A 22,231-nucleotide genomic window follows, 5' to 3' on the forward strand; every position below is an offset into this window, starting at 1 on the left:
TCCTGCGCCAACTTTTTATTGCCATGATGCTCCATATTCCCCACGTGCTCAGTCCCGACCAGGTTGCCACCATGCGCGTTGCGCTCGATAACGCCGACTGGACCGACGGCCGCGCCACCGTCGGAGCCCAGGGCGCGCAGGTCAAGCACAACCAGCAACTGCCCGAGAACGGTCCCGTGGCCGCTCAACTGGGCAGCATCATCCTCGCCGCCCTGGCCGTCAATCCGCTCTACTTCGCCGCCGCCCTGCCCCTGCGCACCGTGCCGCCGCTGTTCAACCGCTACACCGGCGGCGAATACTACGGCGCCCATGTGGACGGCGCCGTGCGCAACGTTGCCGGCAGCACCTTGCCGCTGCGCACCGACCTGTCGTGCACCCTGTTCCTGTGCGAGCCGGACGAGTACGACGGCGGGGAACTGATCATCAACGATACCTATGGCGTGCATGAAGTCAAGCTGCCGGCGGGCGACATGATCGTCTACCCCTCGTCCAGCGTGCACAAGGTCGAGCCGGTCACGCGCGGCAGCCGGGTCTGCTCCTTTTTCTGGGTGCAAAGCATGGTGCGCGACGATGGCCGCCGCGCCATGCTGCTCGAACTCGACCAGACCATCGGCCGCCTGCGCGCCCGCCTTGGCGATACCGAGGAAACGGTCGGCCTGACCGGGCATTATCACAACCTGCTGCGGATGTGGTCGGAGATCTGAACTGGACTTTCGCATCTAGATAATTTATTCTAGATGCATTCCCACCAGTACCTTCCCCCATGTCCGAGCCGTCCGCCACCCCCAAGCCCACCGCATCGGAACTGGAGATGCTGCGCCTGCTGTGGCAACTCGGTCCGGCCAGCGCCAAACAGGTGCACCAGGCGGCTGTGGCCAGCCGTCCCGACATGGCGTACGCGACCGTGCTGCGCCTGCTCCAGCTGATGCACACCAAGGGCTTGCTCACGCGCGACGAAAGCGCCCGCGCGCATGTGTACGCGCCGGCGCAGCCGCAGGATTCGCTCCAGACCAGCCTGATCAAGGAACTGATCCACAAGGCGTTTTCCGGTTCGGGCAAGGATCTGGTGCTGGCGGCGTTGCGCGGCCATGTGAGCGCGCGCGAACGGGCTGAGATCCAGGCGATACTCGATCAGGAAAAATGAGGACGGGCGCATGAATATCGGCAGAAAGCGCGATGCGTCGTTTTCCAGGATGCACAGACTGGTCGCGTATGCCGCGTAAGTCTTCGCCCAAGGGCATCGCGACGGTTGCCAAGGTAGCCTCCCGACAAGAATCCGCTCCGCTGCCACCGGTCCAGCCCGGCCTGGAGGATTGCTGCCGCAGCGGCTGCACGCCCTGCGTATTCGATCTGTACGACGATGCGATGGATCGCTACAGGATCGAGATGGCAGCTTGGCAATCTCGACATTCGGCTGCAGCGGCCAGCAAATAACACTGCCGTTCAGGACCGCCTGCCTGGTGACGCTGACAGGGTGTCAACGCCAACCCGCTGGCGCGGCACGCTATGGTTCGGCGCGCAGGGCGATCGCGCCGGTAACCACGGTCTCCCTCCGGTTGCGCTCCTTGATGTTGAGGGTCAGGCGAAAGCGCACGCCCACCAGGCCGGCACGGTCGCCGAAGAAGGCGCCGAGCGCATCGTAGCGCTCCGGCGGCGGATCGTACTGGCTGGCCGGCACGGCCACGCCGAACTCGCATGCGTCGCCCATCGGTTGCTTCGGCGGCGGGCGTTTGCGGCACTCGACCGGCGCGCCGTTGACCAGCGTGGGCGCCGCCGCATGAATCCGGTATTCTGTTTCGGGCGTAACCATCAGCGGAACGCTGAACGCGCGCCGCTTTCCGTCCACGTTGAGCGTGAAGGTCAGCGTACCGCTGACCACCGGGGACGTTTGCAGCGAAATGCGGGCGTCCTGCACCTCGCCTGGCGGCACCTGTCCGTCGCCGCCATAACCACCCTCGAAGGTGGCCGTGGTGGCGCCGAACTGGCGGTAATTGATCGACGGCTTGGTGAACATCATGTACTTCGTGTCGCCGGGCTGGCGCGGCATGGGTTTCTTGCTGACCTGCGCCATCAGGCGCTGGGTGACCCAGGCACTCATCGCCATCTGCTCGCGCACTGGCAGCAGCCGCATTTCCCTTTGCAGGCGTTTGAAGCTCTCCTGGCCGGCGATCACGTGATAGCGCGCGGTCCGTCCCCACCACAGTTCGCCCGCTTGGCCGGTACTGCCGTGCTCGAGCCAGTCGCCGGCCGGATACCCCTGCGGCTGGAATGCCGCGGATGCATGCTGGTCGCGCACAGCGGCCAGCAAGCTGTCGCGCCACGCGGCAACGCCGTTGGTAACGACGTCGTAGCTGGAATTGAGTCCGGCACCGATGAGCGTCTGGTGACATGCGTTGGTCTTGGCTCCGTCCGGCAGCCAGGGCATATTCGCAACCGGGTGGTCAGGATCGCGACAGTCGACGATCGTTTCCGGACCCGCCGTTGCGCACGTACTGGCACAGGTCAACAGGAGAACTGACAAGCGTTTTTTCATGGGAGCGGGAAAGTGAACATGATTGATATCTCAACTATACGTGCTTCCGCCCGCTTTGCCTATGCAGTCGCCGGGTTTGCCGGGTTGCTCACTTGAGGCAGAAATTGCCGATGCGTGGATGCTGCGCTTACCCAAGCGTCGCGCTGGATGCGCCGCTCTTGACAGAGCGCCAGTTACTTTCAGCCCTGACGTGGCGGCGTTTCATTCCATTCCTCGGTTACCAACTTTCTTACCGCTTCTGCCAGTTTGCGTGCCGTGCCAGCGTCGAGCGTCGTGTTCGCCCCATGGGCGATCCGATTGCGGATATTCATCAGTTCGTGGAAAAAGTCGATGTCATTCACCGATACCTCGCCCTGCGAATACATGTGATCCAGAAGCATCGCCGGAGGAAAGCGTTCAATCGGGATATGTTGATCAAAGGCCCGCTTGCGCAGCGCTGCCTCGAACAGACTCCCCAAGTAGAGTACGCCCGGTTCCAGCGCGCCGTCGTCCACCAGCACGTCAACCTGGTTCAACTTCTCGATCAACTGCGCCCACGTCGGGAGATCGCCTGCCCGCTCGGGCAGGTTCGCAGCGTCGGCATCATCGACCGTCACCAGCACGAATCGCCATCCGGGGTGCTCGGCGATTTCCTGGGCAATTGCGCGAAAATGATCGACCGAGGTGCAGGCTGCGCTCGTCCTCGCTTCCACGATCAATCCGGAATCGCCCTTGATGGCAAGCAGGTCTGGCACATACCCGAACAGATCAAACGGAAGTTGCTCAGCCGTAGGGTGTTTTACAACGGCATAGCCATCGTTTGCATAGGCATTCGCCAGCGTATCCAGCCTATCCTCGTAAAGAGTTCTCGCAGCGGTATTCATAAATAGCTCCTCAGATCTTGCGCATCAGATCTCCTTAAAAATACGCACTCCGTTCCCTGACAATTCTTACGCGAAGCAGAAATGGCAGAAAACAGGACGCTTTGGGATCAGGAAATCGAAGGGCCGCATGGGTTAATACCATCAGAAATCCGCAGTAAGAGCTTTTGATGATGACAAGTCGGCTGTGCAGACATCTGACGCACATCAACGCCAGCGGTACCCGCATACCCCAATGCGGAGTAGCGCGGCATGGCGCAACCGGCTGGTGATTCAGGCCGCTTGAAGCTTGCGCACGATCCCGGCCGCATCGAGTTCATAGCTGGCAAAGTCTTGCGCCAGGAACAGGTTGCCCGCGTAATGCTGGCGCGCCTCGGCTTCCAGTTCCGCCATGCCTTCCGGATTGTCGTAGCGCGCGCTGAAATGGGTCAGGATCAAATTCGGCAAGCCGCGTTCGGTGGCGAACTGCGCCACGCGCTGCACGGAGCTATGGGTCGGCCCCGGTCCGACCTTTTGCAGGATGGCCTCGGTGTAGGTGGCCTCGTGCACCAGCACTTGCGCATCCGCGCAGGCGTCGCTGAGCAGCGCCGGGGTATCGTTGTCGCCGCCAATCACCGCCACCGCGCGCTGGACATCGGACACGCGGAAATCGGCGGCCGCCAAGGTCGTGCCGTCATCGAGCGTCACATCGTGCCCGGCCTGCAACTTGCCCCAGAGCGGACCGGACGGCACGCCGCGCGCGCGCAAGGCGGCGCTGTCGAGCTTCCATTTGACGGTCTCGACGGCGAAGCGAAAGCCGACGCTCGGCGCCCGGTGCGACAGGTGGTGGCGCTCGATCGTCAGTCCCGGTTCCTGGTGCACCTGCTGCTCGCCGGCGACATCCACATGAATCAGCGGAAATGGCAGGAACAGCTCGGTATGCAGCATGGTCGCGTCCAGCCAGGCCTTGACGGCCAGCGGCGCGATGAGGATCAGCGGACGCTTGCGTCCGTTCATGGCGGCGCTGGCCAGGAAACCGGGCAAGCCGTAGCTGTGATCGCCATGGATGTGGGTGATGCAAATGCCGGCCAGGTCGTGCACGGTGAGGGGAACGTGCTGCAGGCGGTGCTGGGTGCCCTCGCCGCAGTCGATCAGCCACCAGTCGCGGTTCAGGGAGGTCTGCAGCGCCAGCGCGGTGACATTGCGGTTTTTGGTGGGCACGCCCGAGGACGTGCCGAGAAAGGTCAGTTTGAACATGCCGCATTATGCGCCAGCCGATTCGGCGGCGCCAGCGCAGCTATTGGCGACCCGAGCGGGTCGCCTTGCGCCAGCGGCCGCACGGCGGGCGTGAACAGCTGCGCAGTTCGCGTCAGGCTTGACGGGCCTTGCGGGCGCGATGTGCGCCGAAGCCGACCACCGCCAGCCCCAGCGAGAGCATCGCGATCGAGGTCGGTTCAGGAACCGCCGTGGTAATGAACTGGCCGCTGAAGTAGGCATCGCGCGTGCCGCTCACGCCGCTCAGGTTGATTTCAACATAGTCGGCGCCGACAGTCAGGCCGTAACCCACCATATTGGTGTCGACCATCAACGACTGCAGCGACGCACCGTTGCTGAAGTCCAGGTCCGTCAGGCGAAAGACAATTCCCGCGCCCCAGGCAAACGGGTTCCTGTAATCCATGACGAAGCGGTCGGCGTCGACATTGAGCGTGTAGGCCACGCTATAGTTTTTCTGATCGGCCAGGCCGTTCTCGACGACAAACGGGCTGTCCAGGCCGAATCCGGTGATCCGGCCGACACCTTTGCCGGTGTCGATGGTGCGGTACATGCCGGCGTCGACCGTGTCCCCCAGCAAGGATGCATCGGCGCGTGCATCGGCGATCAAAACGAGTCCCAACAATACTGACAACAACTTCATTCCTGTCTCCTTATAGTTATTTTCATAATTTCCCTGCAACATAAAATTAACATAAAAATGAGTTGTATGTACAACTTTTGTTGTGACTGGCTGGACAAACACCGCACGCTGCGGAACTCCACGTTTACCCCCATTTCTTTACAATATGATAAAAATTCGCAGCGCGCATGCTGCATCCCTGAAAGGAAATTGCGATGTTCGAGATGAGCCATCCCTGGTGGGAATTCGCCGTGCGCGGCGCGGCCGTGTATCTGATCCTGCTGGTGATGGTGCGCGTCTCCGGCCGCCGCACGGTGGGCCAGTTCACGCCCTTCGACCTGCTGGTGGTAATGCTGCTGAGCGAGGCAGTGTCCAATTCACTGACCGGCGGCGATCAATCGCTGGTCGGCGGCTTCATCGTGGCGGCGGTGCTGGTCGGACTGAATATGACGATGTCGTTCCTGTCATCGCACAGCAAGAAAATGTCCGACATTCTCGACGGCAGCGCCGTGCTGCTGGGACGCGACGGCGAACTGTACGACAAGGTGATGAAGCGCTGCCGGATTTCACGCGAAGAGGTCGACCAGGCCTTGCGCTGCGCCGATTGCGACATCAAGGACATGCGCTGCGCGTTTCTTGAAGCCGATGGGCAAATCACCATCCAGAAAAAGTAGCACTGTTGCCGCCACGACCGATACAAAAAAAATAGTGAACATCCCGGGCGTATTTATCGATGCGGCGAGGTCGAACCTCTGTACCGCGTCGATAGCGCCCGCTTCGTGCTTCCCAAAGCCAACCCAGCTGATGCTCTCCCCTCGCGTGTTCACGTTGTCAATGCCGGTTCCGTGCTCGTTGGAACCGCCTGACCCGCCATTCGTGTCGTCACCTCAGGAGAACATGCATGAACCGTATCCTCTCATCGCTGGCAATCGTGTTTGCCATGCTGATTGCACCGCCGGCGTTCGCCGACGTCACCGCCTACCGCGCCACCATGAGCGGCGCGAGCGAGGCGCCGCCGAATGCGTCGCCCGGATTCAGCATCGCCACCTTCATCATCGACGACGTTGCCATGACCTTGTCGATGAACGTTCCTTTCTTCAATCTGCGCGGCACCACCACCACGGCGCACATCCATTGCTGCACCGCCGATCTGCTGAGCGGCATCGCGCCACCGGCAACGCCCGAACTTGACCAGTTCGGCTTTCCAACGGATGTCAGGCAAGGCGTGTTCAACGCCACGCTCAGCCTGGCCGATCCCTCCGCGTTCAACCCCGGCTTCCTGCAGGCCAGTGGCGGGACCGTGGAACAGGCGCGCGCCGCGCTGATCCAGGGCTTTGCCGCCAACAAGGCTTACTTCAATATCCACTCCGCGCAGTTTCCGGCCGGCGAAATCCGCGGCTTCATCGTGGCGGTGCCGGAACCGGGTTCCTGGGCGATGATGGCATTGGGGTTGGGCGTACTGGGATTCATCGCGCGCAAGAAGCGGCGCTGAGCACGGCCCGCTCAGCCGGGGGCGCACGACAATCCGACACGGTTGGCCCAGGCGGGGATCGCCGCCTGCCAGAACGTGCTGATGGCGTCCGTCTGCGCGACAGGCAGTTGCAGGAATGCAGCGGCGGCCTGCAGTGCGCGCAAGGCCTGGCCTTCATTGTCGGGGGCTACCGCCAGCGCGCCTGTCTGTTTGGAGAGCTTTTCGCCATCCGCATTACGCACGACCGGCACATGCAGATAGCGCGGAGTAGGCACGCCCAGCAGGTGCTGCAGATAAATCTGGCGCGGCGTCGAATCGATCAGGTCTGCGCCGCGCACGATGTCGGTAACGCCCTGCTCCGCATCATCGACAACGACGGCAAGCTGGTAGGCCCAGAAGCCATCGGCGCGCTTGAGCACGAAATCGCCTGACTCGGTTGCCAGATGCTGCGCCATGTAACCGGCGGCGCGGTCGGTGAACGCAATCAGGCCGGCATCGGCCGGGATGGCGGGACTGCTGGTCGCGGTGGCGGGACGACTGATGATGCCTGCCGTCCCGGCCGCGTCGGGTACCCGCATGTCGGGCACCCGTACGCGCAGACTGCGCATGGTCTTGCCTGGCGCCAAGCCGTTACGGCAGGTGCCGGGGTAGATGGCGGAACCATCGGGTGCGGTGCCGAGGCGGGAATCGGCGATTTCGCGGCGGTTGCAGCCGCAGGGATAGACGTGTGCGCCGAGTCTGTCGGCAGCGGCCTGGTACAGCTGCTTGCGCTGGCTCTGCCAGACCACGTCGCCATCCCAGTCCATGCCCAGGGACCGCAGGAGCGCCAGCATGGCCTCGGCGGCGCCCGGCACGCTGCGGCCTTCGTCCACATCTTCGATCCGCACCAGCCAGCGGCCATGATGGGCTTTGGCGTCCAGATAGCTGGCCATGGCCGCCACCAGCGATCCCTGGTGCAGCGGACCGGATGGCGAGGGCGCGAAGCGGCCGATATAGTGAGGTCGATTGAGCACGTGCTGGCTTTTCGCTGCGGGTTATTTCACGGATGGAGCGGCTTCAAAATCCTTGATCGTTTTGGTCACCTTGTCCGCCACCGGATTGGGAACGGCGATCGAGAGCTGATAATGCTCGATCTCGAATCCCTTGTCCGTCTTGCGCATAACCCCGCTGGCCTGGCACACGCCCATCTGGGTATCGAGCAGTTCGTCGAACCAGATGAAGTTCTTGTCCGCCGACATATACACATTACGCTTGGTGGATTTAAAAGACCACGCCGAACCCTTGTCGAAGAAACGTTTGGCCCAGGCCTTGAACTGGTCGCGGTTCCACAGCTCGGTCTTGTCGGTCCCGATATAAACCCCATGCTTCGCCATCTTGTCGAAATAGGCCGGACGCGCGTGCGCGGCGTCGTCATGCCATTCGTCGATAAAGGCGTTGATCTGCTTCGTATAGGGTGCGGCGGGGTCGGATGGCTGGGCAAACGCGCCCAGGGTGAACATCGACAGGATGCAGGCCAGCAGTATTTTCTTCATTCTGACTTTCCAGGAGCAATGGGCGGGATGAAACGCGATTGTACACGCCCCGGACCGGCACCGGCGCGCTCCGACGCAGCCGGCCGGACCACGCCCATCGCCATAGCGAGATGACAACCATTATTAACCCGATTCAATTCATATTATCAGTCTGGTGCACACATTATATTTTTTAATGCCATTAATAAAAAAGGGAAATATTATTAATTAGAATGTATGAGAACCGGGTAAATTCCTGAATATCCAATGTTTATCACGGATAAAATAAGCTAAAGCACTTTCCCTCCGGGATAATGTGATATCGTCAAATCCGCTGATATGAACATCAGCCAAGACTGACGACGTTCCATTTCCATTCTTACCGCTCCACTTGCGGCTTTTATGCAATGCCGTATCCATTCCGAGGATTTTTCAGATGAAATTACTTGCAGCTGTTGGAACACTGGCGCTGGCGTCCGTGACGCAGGCGTACGCACAGACCGTACCCACGGTCCCTTTTGGCACCTACCAAAAACCCTTTGCCGCCGATTCGCTCTGGAATTCCTATCCGGTCAATCCGGTATTCGACACCTGGGTGATCCCGGCCACCACATGGAATCCGGCCATTCAAGGCGGCGATTACTCATCCGGCATTTTCGAAGCGAAAGCCAGCGACGCACCGATGCTGATTTACCCGGTCGCCGGCAGGAGCGGCGTGGTCGATACCGACACCGAGATGTCGACCCCGACCTACACGATTCCCCATTGGCCGGCGAACACCGTCCCCGCGAAAGGCAGCGATGGCCATGCCGATATCGTCGATGCGGGCCTGAACCGGATCTATTCGTTTTCCAACCTGAAGAAAAACACCGAAGGCAAGTGGACCGCGACCAGGGTGTCATGGACGCCCTTGAACGGCACTGGCTGGGGCGACCCGGCCCATCACTATCAGGGAGCGCGCGCGGCCGGTCCCGCGCCGACGGGCGGCATGATCCGCATCGCCGAGGCCAATGATGGAAAACCCCTGTTCGAGCACGCCCTGTCCATGTCGCTCGATTTCACGGGATTGCTGGCCGGGGCCGACCGCTACACCTATCCGGCGACGGCAGCCGACACCCCGATACCGGACAAGCCGAACACGGGCCGGATTCCCGAAGGCGCGCGCGTCATGCTGCCGCCCGATTTCGACCTGAGCAAGATCACCGATGCGCGGCTGCTGAAGGTCGCCAGGACGTTGATGAAATACGGTGCCTATGTCGTCGACCGCAACTACAACACGCCCTTCGCGATCTATGTGGAAATTGGCGCAGACTGGTCCGCCTCGCCGCCTGCGCAGCTCGACCTGGTACGCAAGGGGCTGCGCCGGGTGCTCGGACAGAGCGGCCACATCGACGGCAATGGCCTCCCGCGCGTGCCGGAATCGCGCGTCAACCTGCTCTCGCTGCGCGGCGCCTGGACCCTGATCGATGGCGTCGGCTCGCAAGGCGTGTACGACACCTTCAGCCAGTCGCTGGTGTGGGGCACGACCACGACGCGGCCGATGACCCAGATTAACTATTCGAACTGGGGCCTCGGCCGGGTCGCGAACAAGTACCCCACCGCGCCCAAGCGCTACAAGCTGTCTGTCGAATCGACGGGGGGCACCACCATGAGCATGACGATGCAAGTGGGCACCGTCAAAACCACGACGGCACAACTGGGCAATGGCCAGAGCGAGACGGTGCAATGGCCCGATAAAGCCACCGCCTTCTTCACGGCCAAAAAGCCGGTGGGCGGGCCAGCGAGCCTGAAAGCGCGCCTGATCGAACTGCCGGCGGGCGAATAATCAGCCCGGCAGGGCAATAAAAAAGCGAGCCATCGGCTCGCTTTTTTTAATGGCAACGCGCTTCGATCAGCGTTTGTCCATCGGCTTCACGTCGCGCGTCGGCGAACCGACGAACAGCTGGCGCGGACGGCCGATCTTTTGCTCTGGATCGGAAATCATCTCGTTCCATTGCGCGATCCAGCCGATGGTGCGCGCCATCGCGAAGATACCGGTAAACAGCGACACCGGAATGCCCAGCGCCGATTGCACGATGCCCGAGTAGAAGTCGACGTTCGGGTACAGCTTGCGCGACACGAAGTATTCGTCTTCCAGCGCGATTTTTTCCAGCGCCATGGCCAGCTTGAACAGCGGATCGTCCTGCAGACCCAGTTCTTCCAGCACTTCGTGGCAGGTTTCGCGCATCAGCTTGGCGCGCGGGTCGAAGTTCTTGTACACGCGGTGACCGAAACCCATCAGCTTGACGCCGGAGTTCTTGTCTTTCACCTTGGCGATGAACTCAGGAATCTTGTCGACGGTGCCGATTTCCTTGAGCATGTTCAGCGCCGCTTCGTTCGCACCGCCGTGCGCCGGGCCCCACAGGCAGGCGATGCCGGCAGCGATACAGGCGAACGGGTTGGCGCCCGAGGAACCAGCCAGGCGAACGGTCGAGGTCGACGCGTTCTGCTCGTGGTCCGCGTGCAGGATCAGGATGCGGTCGAGTGCGCGCACCAGCACTTCGTTGACTTTGTATTCTTCGCACGGATTGCCGAACATCATGCGCATGAAGTTGGCGCTGTACGACAGGTCGTTGCGTGGGTACACGAACGGCTGGCCGATCGAGTATTTGTACGACATGGCGACCAGGGTCGGCATCTTGGCGATCAGGCGGATGGCCGATACTTCGCGGTGATGCGGGTCGTTGATGTCGAGCGAGTCGTGGTAGAACGAGGCCAGCGCGCCGACCGTGCCAACCAGTACCGACATCGGGTGCGCGTCACGGCGGAAGCCGCGGAAGAAGAATTGCATCTGCTCGTGCACCATGGTGTGCTTGGTGACGGTGTCGCTGAATTTCTGGTTTTCTTCTTTGTTCGGCAGTTCGCCGTTCAGCAGCAGGTAGCAGGTTTCCAGGAAGTCGCAATTGACGGCCAGTTGCTCGATCGGGTAACCGCGGTACAGCAGTTCGCCCTTGTCGCCATCGATGTAGGTGATGGTCGAGTTGCAGGCGGCGGTCGACATGAAGCCCGGGTCGTAGGTGAATTTGCCGGTCTGGGCGTACAGCTTGCGGATGTCGATGACGTCCGGGCCAACGGTGCCCTTGTAAATCGGCATGTCGATGGGCGTGCTGCCATCGGAAAACGACAGGGTGGCTTTGGTATCAGAGATGTTCATGGCACTTCCTTCTTGGGAGGTGAGGTCTACAAAATAAAAATTACGAAACTTGTCGGGCTATCGCCACGGGCTATTGCCACGTTCACGCTTGCTGCAGGCGCGACAGCAAGGCGCGCACATGCGGCAAATCGACTTCACCTTCGGGCTCTTTGCGCGCCAGGATCAGGTCCATCAGCGGATTGTCCGCCAGATCGAGCAGCCGGGTCAGCGCATCGACTTCTTCATCGGTCAACCCTTCCTCATGCGCGTCAAGGAAGCGCGTGAGGATCAGGTCGTTTTCGAGCAAACCCCGGCGGCTGCGCCAGCGCAGTCGCGAGCGGTTGGCCGGGTCGGATTGGTGCGTATTCACTCTAGAGTCCGTCGTTGGGTCAACACTATACTCCGCCTGCCCGATTTCGGCAGTACGGTACTTTTACTGTATTACTGACAAGCAGACACCATACCGGAAGGCATGCAAAAGCATGCCGGATGGCAAGCGGGCGCGACGCGGACAAGGTGGTCCGCGCCGCGCCCGCCGAGGTGCCTTATACAGCGCGGCGAACCATCAATTCCTTGATCTTGCCGATCGCCTTGTTCGGGTTCAAACCCTTCGGGCAAACGTCGACGCAATTCATGATCGAGTGGCAACGGAACAGGCGGTACGGGTCTTCCAGGTTGTCCAGGCGCTCGCCGGTGGCTTCGTCGCGGCTGTCGGCGATGAAACGGTAGGCTTGCAGCAAGCCGGCAGGACCGACGAACTTGTCCGGATTCCACCAGAACGACGGGCACGAGGTCGAGCAGCAGGCGCACAGGATGCACTCGTACAGGCCGTCGAGCTCTTCGCGCTCGGTCGGGGTCTGCAGGCGCTCTTTTTCAGGCGGGATCGACTCGTTCACCAGGTAGGGCTTGATCGAATCGTACTGCTTGAAAAATTGCGTCATGTCGACGATCAGGTCGCGGATCACCGGCAGGCCGGCCAGCGGCCGCAGGACGATCGGCTGGGTCAGCTCGTTCAGGTTGGTGGTGCAGGCCAGGCCGTTCTTGCCGTTGATGTTCATCGCGTCCGAACCGCACACGCCTTCACGGCAGGAGCGGCGCAGGGCCAGCGAATCGTCCACGTCCGACTTGATGCGCTGCAGGGCGTCGAGCAGCATCTTGTCGGTGTCCTGCAGCTCGACGGTCACGTCTTGCATGTACGGCTTGGCATCCTGGTCGGGATCGTAGCGGTAGATTTTCAGTTTTACGGTGCGTGTCATGTTCTGACCTTAGAAAGTACGTGGTTTCGGCTTGAAGGTATCGACCGTCAGCGGCTTGGTGATCACAGGCTTGTACTCGAGGCGGTTGCCTTCCGAGTAGAACAAGGTGTGCTTCATCCAGACTTCGTCGTCGCGGTTCGGGAAGTCGCTGTGGGCGTGCGCGCCGCGCGATTCCTTGCGTGCCACTGCCGATGTGATGGTCGCTTTCGCCGTTTCAATGAGATTATCCAGTTCCAGCGCTTCGACGCGCGCGGTGTTGAACACCATCGACTTGTCCTTGAACGAGACGTGCTTGCGACGCTCGTCGAGCACCATGATCTCTTTGTAGCCCTGGTTGAGCAGCTCGTCGGTGCGGAATACGCCGCAGTATTTCTGCATGGTGGAACGGATGTCGTTGGCCACGCCCTGCACTTTTTCGGAACCGGTCGAGGTTTCCAGGCGGTTCATGCGATCGAGCGCGAAGTCGGCCGCATCCTTCGGCAAAGGCTTGTTTTCCTTTTGCTTCAGGTTCGATGCCACCACGTGGTTGCCGGCCGCGCGGCCGAACACCAGCAGGTCGAGCAGCGAATTGGTGCCGAGGCGGTTGGCGCCGTGCACCGAGACGCAGGCGCATTCGCCGATGGCGTACAGGCCATTGACCACGGCGACCGGGTTGCCGTCTTTTGGCGCGACGACCTGGCCGTGGATGTTGGTCGGGATGCCGCCCATCTGGTAGTGAATCGTCGGCACGACCGGAATCGGTTCCTTGGTGGCATCGACGTTGGCGAACTTGTGGCCGATTTCGAGAATCGACGGCAGGCGCTTGGCGATGGTGTCGGCGCCGATGTGGCGCAGGTCCAGCAGCACGTGGTCCTTGTTCGGACCGCAGCCGCGGCCTTCCTTGATTTCCTGGTCCATCGAACGCGACACGAAGTCGCGCGGCGCCAGGTCTTTCAGGGTCGGCGCATAGCGCTCCATGAAGCGTTCGCCATTGCTGTTGATCAGGATGCCGCCTTCGCCGCGCACCCCTTCGGTAATCAGGACGCCCGCGCCGGACACGCCGGTCGGGTGGAATTGCCAGAATTCCATGTCTTGCAGCGGCAGGCCGGCGCGCGCGGCCATGCCCATGCCGTCGCCGGTGTTAATGAAGGCATTGGTCGAGGCGGCGAAGATGCGCCCTGCCCCGCCGGTGGCGAAGATGGTGGTCTTCGCTTCCAGGATCATGCATTCGCCGGTTTCCATTTCGAGCGCCACGACGCCCACGCAATCGCCATCGGCGTCGCGGATGATGTCGATCGCCATCCACTCCACGAAGAAGTGGGTGCGCGCGCGCACATTACGCTGGTACAGCGTGTGCAGCAGCGCGTGGCCGGTACGGTCGGCCGCCGCGCAGGCGCGCTGGACCGGCTTTTCCCCGAAGTTGGCGGTGTGGCCGCCGAACGGACGCTGGTAAATCGTGCCATCCGGATTGCGGTCGAACGGCATGCCGAAGTGTTCCAGTTCGTACACGACTTTCGGTGCTTCGCGGCACATGAATTCGATCGCATCCTGGTCGCCCAGGTAGTCGCCACCCTTGACGGTGTCGAACATATGCCAGTACCAGTCATCTTCCGACATATTGCCGAGGGACGCGCCGATGCCGCCCTGGGCCGCGACCGTGTGCGAACGGGTCGGGAAGACTTTCGACAGCACGGCAACGTTCAGGCCGGCTTCAGCCAGTTGCAGGGATGCGCGCATGCCCGAACCGCCGGCGCCGATGATGACCGCGTCGAAACGGCGGGTAGGAAGTGCTTTTTTGATTGCTGCCACGATTAAACGCTCCAGAGAATTTGTACAGTCCAGGCTGCGCAGCCGACCAGCCACAGGATGGTGAGCGCTTGCAGGGTCAGGCGCACGCCGACCGGTTTGATGTAATCCATCCAGATGTCGCGCATGCCGACCCAGGCGTGGTAGTACAGGCCGGCGAAAGTCACCAGGCTGAACAGCTTGAACCACTGTTGCGAGAACAGCTGAGCCCAGCCTTCATACGTGAAGTTATTGCCAGTCAGGAAGGAGATCAGCAAGGTGAAGGTGTACACGGCCATCACGACCGCGGTGAGGCGCTGGGCCAGCCAGTCTTTCAGGCCGTAATGGGCGCCGACGACGAGGCGGTTACGTCCGACATTATTCTTTGCCATCAAAACACTCCAAACAGTTTGAGACCAGCCAGTGCGGTCAGGATCAGGCTGACAACCAGCACGCTGACAGCGCTATGGCGCGAGGAATCCTTCTCGATGCCCATGTGCATGTCCATGAACAGGTGGCGGAAACCGGCGCAGAAGTGGTGCATATAGGCCCAGATCAGGCCCAGCAGGACCAGCTTGGACAGCGGATGCGAGAGGATGCCCTGGAAATATGCGAACGATATTTCGGACTGGACGCTGTTCTGGAACAGGTACAGCAGGAACGGCAGCATCAGGAAGATCGCCGCGCCGCTGATGCGGTGCAGGATCGACACGTAGGCGCCAGGCGTCATATTGTAATTCATCAAATCGGTAACATGAATGTTACGGATCTCGGGCCGTTCTTTTTTTGGAACTTCCTTCACGGCTTCGGACATGGCAGTACCTCCCCTTTGACTAACTAAATTGTAATTAACCCGCAATTTTCGCCCATTTTGCCGAAATGCACCAATATTCCTCTTGGGATTGGCAAGTTCAGCAACAATATGGGCAGATGCCCGCTACTTTCTTATGATCAATGCATTTTAAACGGAACGGGCATTTTGTGCACCGCACCGTCGCACTGCCGACCCCTGAATCGAGGGTCAATCGCGGTTCGGCAACACTTGTCTTGAAACTACGACAAGTCATTCTGGTAATGGTGGTGCGTGGTCAGGTACAGCCCGCGGCGCAGCTCGACCGCCTTGTCGCCGTATGTGAACGACACGCGCTCCGCGCACAGCAGCGGCGTGCCTTCGAGCACCCCGAGGAACTGGGCGGCGCCGGCGTCGGCCCCGAGCGCGCGGATTTTCTCGCTGGCACGGATCATGCGGGTGCCGAACTCGGACTCGAACAGCCCGTACATTGGACCCTTGTACTCGACCAGGCGTTCCGCGGTCAGTCCTTTGAACAGGAGGCCGGGAAGCCACATTTCTTCAAGAATTGTCGGCGTGCCGTCGAACGACATCACGCGCTTGATATACACTACGGAGTCGCCCGACTTCAGATCCAGCAGGCGCGCCACTTCGGCCGGCGCGCGCATGCGCTTGACTTCGATGATCTTGTTGTCGGGATGGTGCGGCACGCCTTCGTCGGGCATCAGGCGCAGGAAGCGGAAATGCGCGCGCGCCTCGTGGTGGGTGGCCACGAAGGTGCCCTTGCCCTGGCGCCGCAGCACCAGGTTTTCGGCGGCCAGTTCGTCGATCGCCTTGCGCACCGTGCCCTGGCTGACCTTGAAGCGGCCGGCCAGCTCGACTTCGCTGGGGATCATTTCGCCGGGTTTCCACTCGCCCGCCTGCAGGCCCTGCGTGATGAGCGCCTTGATCTGCTGATAGAGGGGACTGAAGGTCGGCGAACTGCCCGACGCGCCGGCGGAAGCGCCGGTCCCGCTGGCCGTTGTACCATGCAAGATCGGAGGGGTCGGGACTGGGTTCATAGACCGAGATTTCAACACAAACGGGCTTGCCAGTCCAGTGCAATCGCCGGAGGTTATGTGTCTTATATAAGATATATGATATGAATTGACAGATCGCTTTTGCGCGCCTACACTCGCGGTCGATCCGGCATGCGCGCGTATCGCCCCGCGGTTTTTTCCGGCTGGGCCGGGAAGTTCAGGCCGTGGTATCCAATCCTGGTAGCCGATTTGGTATCATTACCGTTTTCCCGAACAAGCGTATCCTCAGCTTCGACCGTTTTCTTTCCCACTTTGGAGATTCATCATGGCTAAAACCCCACTGCGCGTTGCTGTCACCGGCGCTGCCGGCCAGATCGGCTATTCCCTGCTGTTCCGCATCGCGAACGGTGACATGCTCGGCAAAGACCAGCCAGTCATTTTGCAACTGCTGGAAATCGCTGACGAGAAAGCCCAGAAAGCGCTCAAGGGCGTCATGATGGAAATCGATGACTGCGCATTCCCGCTGCTGGCCGGCATGACCGCCCACGCCGACCCGATGACCGCCTTCAAGGATGCCGATTTCGCCCTGCTGGTCGGCGCCCGTCCGCGCGGCCCTGGCATGGAGCGTAAAGACCTGCTCGAAGCCAATGCCCAGATCTTCACGGTGCAAGGCAAGGCGCTCGACGCCGTCGCTTCGCGCAACGTCAAGGTGCTGGTGGTCGGCAACCCTGCCAACACCAACGCCTACATCGCCATGAAATCGGCGCCATCGCTGCCGGCCAAGAACTTCACCGCCATGCTGCGCCTGGACCACAACCGCGCCCTGTCGCAGATCGCCAGCAAAACCGGCAAGCCGGTCGCCTCGATCGAAAAACTGTGCGTGTGGGGCAACCACTCGCCAACGATGTACGCCGACTACCGTTTCGCCCAGATCGATGGCGCATCGGTCAAGGAAACCATCAACGACGACGCCTGGAACCGCGACACCTTCCTGCCAACCGTCGGCAAGCGCGGCGCGGCGATCATCGAAGCGCGCGGCCTGTCGTCGGCGGCGTCGGCCGCCAACGCAGCCATCGACCACATGCACGACTGGTACCTCGGCACCAACGGCAAGTGGACCACGATGGGCATTGCTTCGGATGGTTCGTACGGCATCCCTGAAGGCACCATGTTCGGCTTCCCGGTCACGACCGAGAATGGCGAATACACGATCGTGCAAGGTTTGCCGATCGACGAGTTCTCGCAGGAACGCATCAACCTCACGCTCAAGGAACTGACCGAAGAGCGTGAAGGCGTTGCCCACCTGCTGGCCTGAGTTTCAACGCGGCCGGATTCGTGGATCCCGTAACCCCACCGATTCGCCGCACGCGCCGTGCCGCCCCGAGCGGCACGAGCGCTGCTGTACCTGAGAAAATGAACATGCATCCCTCCGAGGTTTTATTCCAGGGCAAACGCCAGCCTTTGCTGCTCCCCGCCTGCGACCACTATGCAGGCTCCGAAAAGCTGATGCTCAAGTCGATGGCCCTGCAACAAGAGCTTGGCCCCCTGTTCGACATCACGTTCGACTGCGAGGACGGCGCCACCGCCGGTGCCGAGCCCGAACACGCCCAAATGATCGTGCGCCTGCTTAACGACGACGGCAACCGCCACAACCGCATCGGCGTGCGCGTGCACGACGTGGCCAGCCCGTTTTTCGAGGCCGACCTGGCCGTGATCGTCGGCGGCGCGGCCCAGCGCCTGGCCTACATCGTGCTGCCCAAGGTGCACGGCGCGGCCGAAGTGGCGCGCGCCATCAAGTCGATCAACCAGCATGCCGCCAAGGCCGGCCGCGCCACCCCGCTGCCGGTGCACGTGCTGATCGAAACCCATGGCGGGCTGCGCGAAGCCGATGCGATCGCCGCCCTGCCCCAGGTCGAGTGCCTGTCGTTCGGCATCATGGATTTTGTGTCCAGCCACTACGGCGCCATTCCCGGCGCGGCCATGCGCACCCCGGGCCAGTTCACGCACCCGCTGGTGGTGCGCGCCAAGCTCGAGATGGCGGCCGCCTGCCACGCGCACGGCAAGGTGCCCTCGCATAACGTGACGACCGACATCAAGGACAGCGCCGTGGTGGCCAACGATGCCCAGCGCGCCGCCGCCGAATTCGGCTTTACGCGCATGTGGAGCATCCACCCCGACCAGATCAAGCCGATCCTGAAGGCATTCACGCCGCGCCTGTCGGAAGTGAACGAAGCGACCAACATCCTCACCGAAGGCAAGAACGCCAGCTGGGGCCCGATCGCGCAGAACGGGCGCTTGCACGACCGCGCCAGCTATCGCTATTATTGGACGGTGCTGCAGCGCGCGAAACTGGCGGGCCTGGCCCTGCCCGACGCCGCCGCCGCGCTCGTCAACGACCCACAACCAGCCACCTGAACGGAAGCTACTCCCGATGCCAACCCTGATCAAGAACACCCTGCTCGCCTGCTCGCTGGCGATGGCGGCGGCCGCCCTGTGCGCGGCCCCGGCGGCCCATGCCGCTGAACCGAAGCCGGCAGCCAAGGCCAAGCCGGCAGCCAAATCGAAGGCGCGCGCGCACCCGAAGGCGGTCGACGTCGTCCCAGGCGAGCCGGAGCCGGACATCAAGGACACCACCACCACCGACTTCGACTGCGAACTGGGCAACAAGGTCACGACCTACCACAACGACAGCGACGACGGCCACATCGCGCTGCGCTGGAAAAAACGCCTGCACCGCCTCACCCGCGTGGGCACCACCACGGGCGCGAAGCGCTTCGAGAACCCGACCTTCGGCCTGGTCTGGATCGGCATTCCGGCCAAGGGCATGCTGCTCGATTCGCGCCTGAACCGCCAGTTGGCCAACGAATGCAAGAACGCCGAGCAGATGAAGCCGGTTGTAGAAACGCCGGTGGCGCCCGTCGCCCCTGCGGCCCCGGCGCCGATGCCGGCGGCACGCCCGGCATCGGGCGAACTTGCCGTACCAGCGGTGCCGCCCGTGGCAGCACCGGCGGCGCTTGACGCCCCTGCAGCAAAATAACTGAAATAACAAATACCCCACTGAAGGAGAGGTCATGTCCCGCAACACTCTGAACACGCTCAAGGATTTCAAACTGTCGGCCGGCCAGAAAGGCAAGTTCTACTCGCTGCCGGCGCTCGAGAAAAGCCTTGGGGTGAACGTCTCGCGCCTGCCGGTGTCGATCCGCCTGGTCCTCGAATCCGTGCTGCGTAACTGCGACGGCAAGAAGGTCACGGAAGAACACGTGAAGCAATTGGCGAACTGGGCGCCAAACGGCGAACGCACCGACGAGATTCCTTTCGTCGTGGCCCGCGTGGTGCTGCAAGACTTCACCGGCGTGCCGCTGCTGGCCGATCTGGCCGCCATGCGCAACGTCGCCAACAAGATGGGCATGAACCCGAAAAACATCGAGCCGCTGGTACCGGTCGACCTCGTGGTCGATCACTCGGTCACCATCGACCACTACCGCGAAAAGAATGCGCTCGACCTGAACATGAAGCTGGAATTCTCGCGCAACAACGAGCGCTACCAGTTCATGAAGTGGGGCATGCAAGCCTTCGACACCTTCGGCGTGGTCCCTCCCGGCTTCGGCATCGTGCACCAGGTCAACCTGGAGTACCTGGCGCGCGGCGTACACAAGGCGCCCGGTACGGCTGGCGACACCTACTACCCTGACACCCTGGTCGGCACCGACTCGCACACCACCATGATCAACGGCATCGGCGTGGTCGGCTGGGGCGTGGGCGGCATCGAAGCCGAAGCGGGCATGCTGGGCCAGCCGGTCTACTTCCTGACCCCGGACGTGATCGGCGTGAACCTGACCGGCTGCTTGCGCGAAGGCTGCACCGCCACCGATCTGGTGCTGACCATCACCGAAATGCTGCGTAAAGAAAAAGTCGTCGGCAAGTTCGTCGAATTCTTCGGTGCCGGCACCGAAACGCTGTCGCTGACCGACCGCGCAACCATCGCCAACATGGCACCGGAATACGGCGCGACGATGGGCTTCTTCCCGGTTGACGATGCCACCATCGAGTACTTCGAAGGCACCGGCCGCACCACCGAGGAAATCACCGCGTTCAAGAACTACTTCAAGGCGCAGAACCTGTACGGCGTGCCGCAGGAAGGCGAGATCGACTACACCCGCGTGGTGTCGCTCGACCTGGCCACGGTGACCCCGTCGCTGGCGGGCCCGAAGCGTCCGCAGGACCGTATCGAAATCGGCAACGTCAAGAACAACTTCATCGAACTGTTCTCCAAGCCGACCACCGAAAACGGTTTTAACAAGAACCCGGCCGACCTGACCAACCACTACGAAACCACCAACGGCGTCAACGTCAAGAACGGCGACGTGCTGATCGCGGCGATCACCTCGTGCACCAACACCTCGAACCCGAGCGTGCTGCTGGCCGCGGGCCTGCTGGCCAAGAAGGCGGTCGAAGCCGGCCTGACGGTCGCTCCGCACATCAAGACCTCGCTGGCCCCCGGCTCGCGCGTGGTCACCGAGTACCTGACCGCCGCCGGCCTGCTGCCGTACCTGGAGCAGCTGGGCTTCGGCGTGACCGCCTACGGCTGCACCACCTGCATCGGCAATGCCGGCGACCTGACCCCGGAACTGAACGCGGCCATCGCCGAAAACGATATCGTCGCTTCGGCCGTGTTGTCGGGCAACCGTAACTTCGAAGCGCGGATCCACCCGAACATCCGTTCCAACTTCCTGGCCTCGCCGCCGCTGGTCGTGGCCTACGCCATCGCCGGCAACATGACGCGCGACCTGATGACCGAGCCAGTCGGCAAGGGCACCAACGGCAAGGACGTGTACCTGGGCGACATCTGGCCGACCTCGAAGGAAATCGGCAAGCTGATGAAGTTCGCGATGAACTCCAAGGTCTTCAAGGCCAACTACGCCGACGTCAAGGGCGCGCCGGGCAAGCTGTGGGAAGACGTGACCACCACCACCGGCCAGGTCTACGACTGGCCGAAGTCGACCTACATCGCCGAGCCGCCGTTCTTCGACGGCTTCGAGATGATCCCGAAAGCGGCAGCGACCGGCATTTCCGGCGCGCGCGCACTGGGCGTGTTCGGCGACTCGATCACCACCGACCACATTTCGCCGGCCGGTTCGATCCAGGAAAGCGGCCCTGCGGGCAAATGGCTGCTGGCCAATGGCGTGATGAAGGCCGACTTCAACTCCTACGGCTCGCGCCGCGGCAATCACGAGATCATGATGCGCGGCACCTTTGCCAACGTGCGTATCAAGAACCGCATGATTCCCGCCAAGGCCGACGGTTCCGCGGTTGAAGGCGGCATCACGATTCACCAGCCGAGCGGCGAACAGATGTCGATCTACGACGCAGCCATGAAGTATGTGGCCGACGGCGTGCCGACGATGGTGTTCGGCGGCGAAGAGTACGGCACCGGTTCCTCGCGCGACTGGGCGGCCAAGGGCACCCAGCTGCTGGGCGTGAAAGCGGTCATCACCCGTTCGTTCGAGCGTATTCACCGCTCCAACCTGGTGGGCATGGGCGTGCTGCCGCTGCAATTCATCGGCGACGACAGCGTGCAGACCCTGAACATCACGGGTAACGAAGTGTTCGACCTGAAGGGCCTGGAAGGCGAGATCAAGCCGCAGCAACTGGCGACCCTGGTCATCACGCGCGCCAATGGCGACGTGCAGGAAGTCAAAGTCCTGCTGCGTATCGATACCCCGATCGAAGTCGACTACTACAAGCATGGCGGGATCCTGCCGTTCGTGCTGCGCCAGCTGCTGGCCGCGTAATGTCCGACGCCCCGCGCCAGCGCGGGGCTGGAGCAAAAAACGCCGGATTGATCCGGCGTTTTTTTTCGTCCCGCGACGTTGCCACAAGGCCAAGTGAGTGCCCACTACCCACCCTCCCGCTCAACTTTTTTTCACACTTCTTGCGCCGTCTTCATGGTGGGCGGACGAATGAACTACAATACGGCTGATA

The 22,231-nt window shown here is 61.8% G+C and carries 23 protein-coding genes; 10 read left to right on the forward strand and 13 right to left on the reverse strand.

Features of this window, described 5'->3' with window-relative positions:
- Positions 1 to 23 precede the first annotated feature (23 nt).
- The 3 genes from RBA41_RS14055 to RBA41_RS14065 all read left to right on the forward strand — a co-directional run bounded on the left by RBA41_RS14055 (position 24) and on the right by RBA41_RS14065 (position 1,434).
- Positions 24 to 704, forward strand: coding sequence for a Fe2+-dependent dioxygenase (locus tag RBA41_RS14055; RefSeq protein ID WP_306624658.1), 681 nt, complete (start codon positions 24 to 26; stop codon positions 702 to 704).
- Between the two features lie 59 nt (positions 705 to 763).
- Positions 764 to 1,144, forward strand: coding sequence for a BlaI/MecI/CopY family transcriptional regulator (locus tag RBA41_RS14060; protein WP_306624613.1), 381 nt, complete (start codon positions 764 to 766; stop codon positions 1,142 to 1,144).
- Between the two features lie 68 nt (positions 1,145 to 1,212).
- On the forward strand, positions 1,213 to 1,434 hold the full coding sequence (locus tag RBA41_RS14065) for an oxidoreductase-like domain-containing protein (protein ID WP_374709551.1): 222 nt from the start codon (positions 1,213 to 1,215) through the stop codon (positions 1,432 to 1,434).
- Positions 1,435 to 1,504: 70 nt separating this feature from the next.
- Here the strand turns inward: RBA41_RS14065 and RBA41_RS14070 are convergent, their stop codons facing one another.
- The 4 genes from RBA41_RS14070 to RBA41_RS14085 form a co-directional block, all read right to left on the reverse strand.
- On the reverse strand, positions 1,505 to 2,425 hold the full coding sequence (locus RBA41_RS14070) for a hypothetical protein (protein WP_306624614.1): 921 nt from the start codon (positions 2,423 to 2,425) through the stop codon (positions 1,505 to 1,507).
- Between the two features lie 287 nt (positions 2,426 to 2,712).
- The gene (locus RBA41_RS14075) at positions 2,713 to 3,396 is read right to left on the reverse strand and encodes a hypothetical protein (RefSeq protein ID WP_306624615.1); all 684 of its coding nucleotides are present in this window, start codon (positions 3,394 to 3,396) and stop codon (positions 2,713 to 2,715) included.
- A 270-nt stretch (positions 3,397 to 3,666) separates the two neighbouring features.
- A complete protein-coding gene (locus tag RBA41_RS14080; RefSeq protein ID WP_306624616.1) occupies positions 3,667 to 4,629 on the reverse strand; it encodes a ribonuclease Z in 963 nt (320 codons plus the stop codon).
- A gap of 112 nt (positions 4,630 to 4,741) precedes the next feature.
- Positions 4,742 to 5,287, reverse strand: a complete 546-nt coding sequence (locus RBA41_RS14085; RefSeq protein ID WP_306624617.1) for a PEP-CTERM sorting domain-containing protein — start codon at positions 5,285 to 5,287, stop codon at positions 4,742 to 4,744.
- Positions 5,288 to 5,481: 194 nt separating this feature from the next.
- On the opposite strand from RBA41_RS14085, the gene RBA41_RS14090 reads away from it, so the two are divergent.
- Together RBA41_RS14090 and RBA41_RS14095 are read left to right on the forward strand one after the other, a co-directional pair.
- Entirely contained in the window at positions 5,482 to 5,940 is a 459-nt protein-coding gene (locus RBA41_RS14090) for a DUF421 domain-containing protein (RefSeq protein WP_306624618.1), read from the forward strand.
- 227 nt (positions 5,941 to 6,167) lie between these two features.
- Positions 6,168 to 6,758: a CHRD domain-containing protein gene (locus tag RBA41_RS14095; RefSeq protein WP_306624619.1), complete on the forward strand. Its 591-nt coding sequence runs from the start codon at positions 6,168 to 6,170 to the stop codon at positions 6,756 to 6,758.
- 11 nt (positions 6,759 to 6,769) lie between these two features.
- On the opposite strand, the gene gluQRS is transcribed toward RBA41_RS14095, so the two are convergent.
- Positions 6,770 to 7,750, reverse strand: coding sequence for a tRNA glutamyl-Q(34) synthetase GluQRS (gene gluQRS, locus RBA41_RS14100; protein ID WP_306624620.1), 981 nt, complete (start codon positions 7,748 to 7,750; stop codon positions 6,770 to 6,772).
- A gap of 21 nt (positions 7,751 to 7,771) precedes the next feature.
- Entirely contained in the window at positions 7,772 to 8,269 is a 498-nt protein-coding gene (locus RBA41_RS14105; RefSeq protein ID WP_306624622.1) for a nuclear transport factor 2 family protein, read from the reverse strand.
- A gap of 415 nt (positions 8,270 to 8,684) precedes the next feature.
- Between RBA41_RS14105 and RBA41_RS14110 the strand changes: the two genes are divergently transcribed.
- The gene (locus RBA41_RS14110) at positions 8,685 to 10,073 is read left to right on the forward strand and encodes an Atrophin-1 multi-domain protein (RefSeq protein ID WP_306624623.1); all 1,389 of its coding nucleotides are present in this window, start codon (positions 8,685 to 8,687) and stop codon (positions 10,071 to 10,073) included.
- A gap of 66 nt (positions 10,074 to 10,139) precedes the next feature.
- Here RBA41_RS14110 and gltA read toward each other — a convergent pair whose 3' ends face one another.
- The 7 genes from gltA to RBA41_RS14145 form a co-directional block, all read right to left on the reverse strand.
- Positions 10,140 to 11,441 carry a citrate synthase gene (gene gltA, locus RBA41_RS14115; RefSeq protein WP_306624624.1) on the reverse strand — a complete coding sequence of 434 codons (1,302 nt, stop codon included), beginning with the start codon at positions 11,439 to 11,441 and terminating at the stop codon, positions 10,140 to 10,142.
- A gap of 82 nt (positions 11,442 to 11,523) precedes the next feature.
- Positions 11,524 to 11,790: an FAD assembly factor SdhE gene (locus tag RBA41_RS14120; RefSeq protein ID WP_306624625.1), complete on the reverse strand. Its 267-nt coding sequence runs from the start codon at positions 11,788 to 11,790 to the stop codon at positions 11,524 to 11,526.
- A 175-nt stretch (positions 11,791 to 11,965) separates the two neighbouring features.
- Positions 11,966 to 12,676, reverse strand: coding sequence for a succinate dehydrogenase iron-sulfur subunit (locus tag RBA41_RS14125; RefSeq protein WP_099876306.1), 711 nt, complete (start codon positions 12,674 to 12,676; stop codon positions 11,966 to 11,968).
- A gap of 9 nt (positions 12,677 to 12,685) precedes the next feature.
- The gene (gene sdhA / locus RBA41_RS14130; protein ID WP_306624627.1) at positions 12,686 to 14,464 is read right to left on the reverse strand and encodes a succinate dehydrogenase flavoprotein subunit; all 1,779 of its coding nucleotides are present in this window, start codon (positions 14,462 to 14,464) and stop codon (positions 12,686 to 12,688) included.
- 2 nt (positions 14,465 to 14,466) lie between these two features.
- On the reverse strand, positions 14,467 to 14,832 hold the full coding sequence (gene sdhD, locus RBA41_RS14135; protein WP_306624629.1) for a succinate dehydrogenase, hydrophobic membrane anchor protein: 366 nt from the start codon (positions 14,830 to 14,832) through the stop codon (positions 14,467 to 14,469).
- A complete protein-coding gene (sdhC, locus tag RBA41_RS14140) occupies positions 14,832 to 15,254 on the reverse strand; it encodes a succinate dehydrogenase, cytochrome b556 subunit (protein ID WP_099876300.1) in 423 nt (140 codons plus the stop codon). The genes sdhD and sdhC overlap by 1 nt, the downstream gene beginning before the upstream one ends.
- A gap of 239 nt (positions 15,255 to 15,493) precedes the next feature.
- The gene (locus RBA41_RS14145; protein ID WP_306624630.1) at positions 15,494 to 16,291 is read right to left on the reverse strand and encodes a GntR family transcriptional regulator; all 798 of its coding nucleotides are present in this window, start codon (positions 16,289 to 16,291) and stop codon (positions 15,494 to 15,496) included.
- 283 nt (positions 16,292 to 16,574) lie between these two features.
- On the opposite strand from RBA41_RS14145, the gene RBA41_RS14150 reads away from it, so the two are divergent.
- The 4 genes from RBA41_RS14150 (at position 16,575) to acnA (ending at position 22,041) form a co-directional block, all read left to right on the forward strand.
- Positions 16,575 to 17,564, forward strand: a complete 990-nt coding sequence (locus tag RBA41_RS14150) for a malate dehydrogenase (protein WP_166893975.1) — start codon at positions 16,575 to 16,577, stop codon at positions 17,562 to 17,564.
- Positions 17,565 to 17,668: 104 nt separating this feature from the next.
- Positions 17,669 to 18,664, forward strand: coding sequence for an HpcH/HpaI aldolase/citrate lyase family protein (locus tag RBA41_RS14155; RefSeq protein ID WP_306624631.1), 996 nt, complete (start codon positions 17,669 to 17,671; stop codon positions 18,662 to 18,664).
- A 16-nt stretch (positions 18,665 to 18,680) separates the two neighbouring features.
- On the forward strand, positions 18,681 to 19,286 hold the full coding sequence (locus RBA41_RS14160) for a hypothetical protein (RefSeq protein ID WP_306624633.1): 606 nt from the start codon (positions 18,681 to 18,683) through the stop codon (positions 19,284 to 19,286).
- 34 nt (positions 19,287 to 19,320) lie between these two features.
- Complete coding sequence (acnA, locus tag RBA41_RS14165) at positions 19,321 to 22,041, forward strand: aconitate hydratase AcnA (RefSeq protein ID WP_306624635.1); 2,721 nt, start codon at positions 19,321 to 19,323, stop codon at positions 22,039 to 22,041.
- The last annotated feature ends 190 nt before the right edge of the window (positions 22,042 to 22,231 follow it).

Source organism: Massilia scottii (assembly GCF_030846495.1).
GTDB classification, from domain to species: domain Bacteria; phylum Pseudomonadota; class Gammaproteobacteria; order Burkholderiales; family Burkholderiaceae_D; genus Telluria_A; species Telluria_A violaceinigra.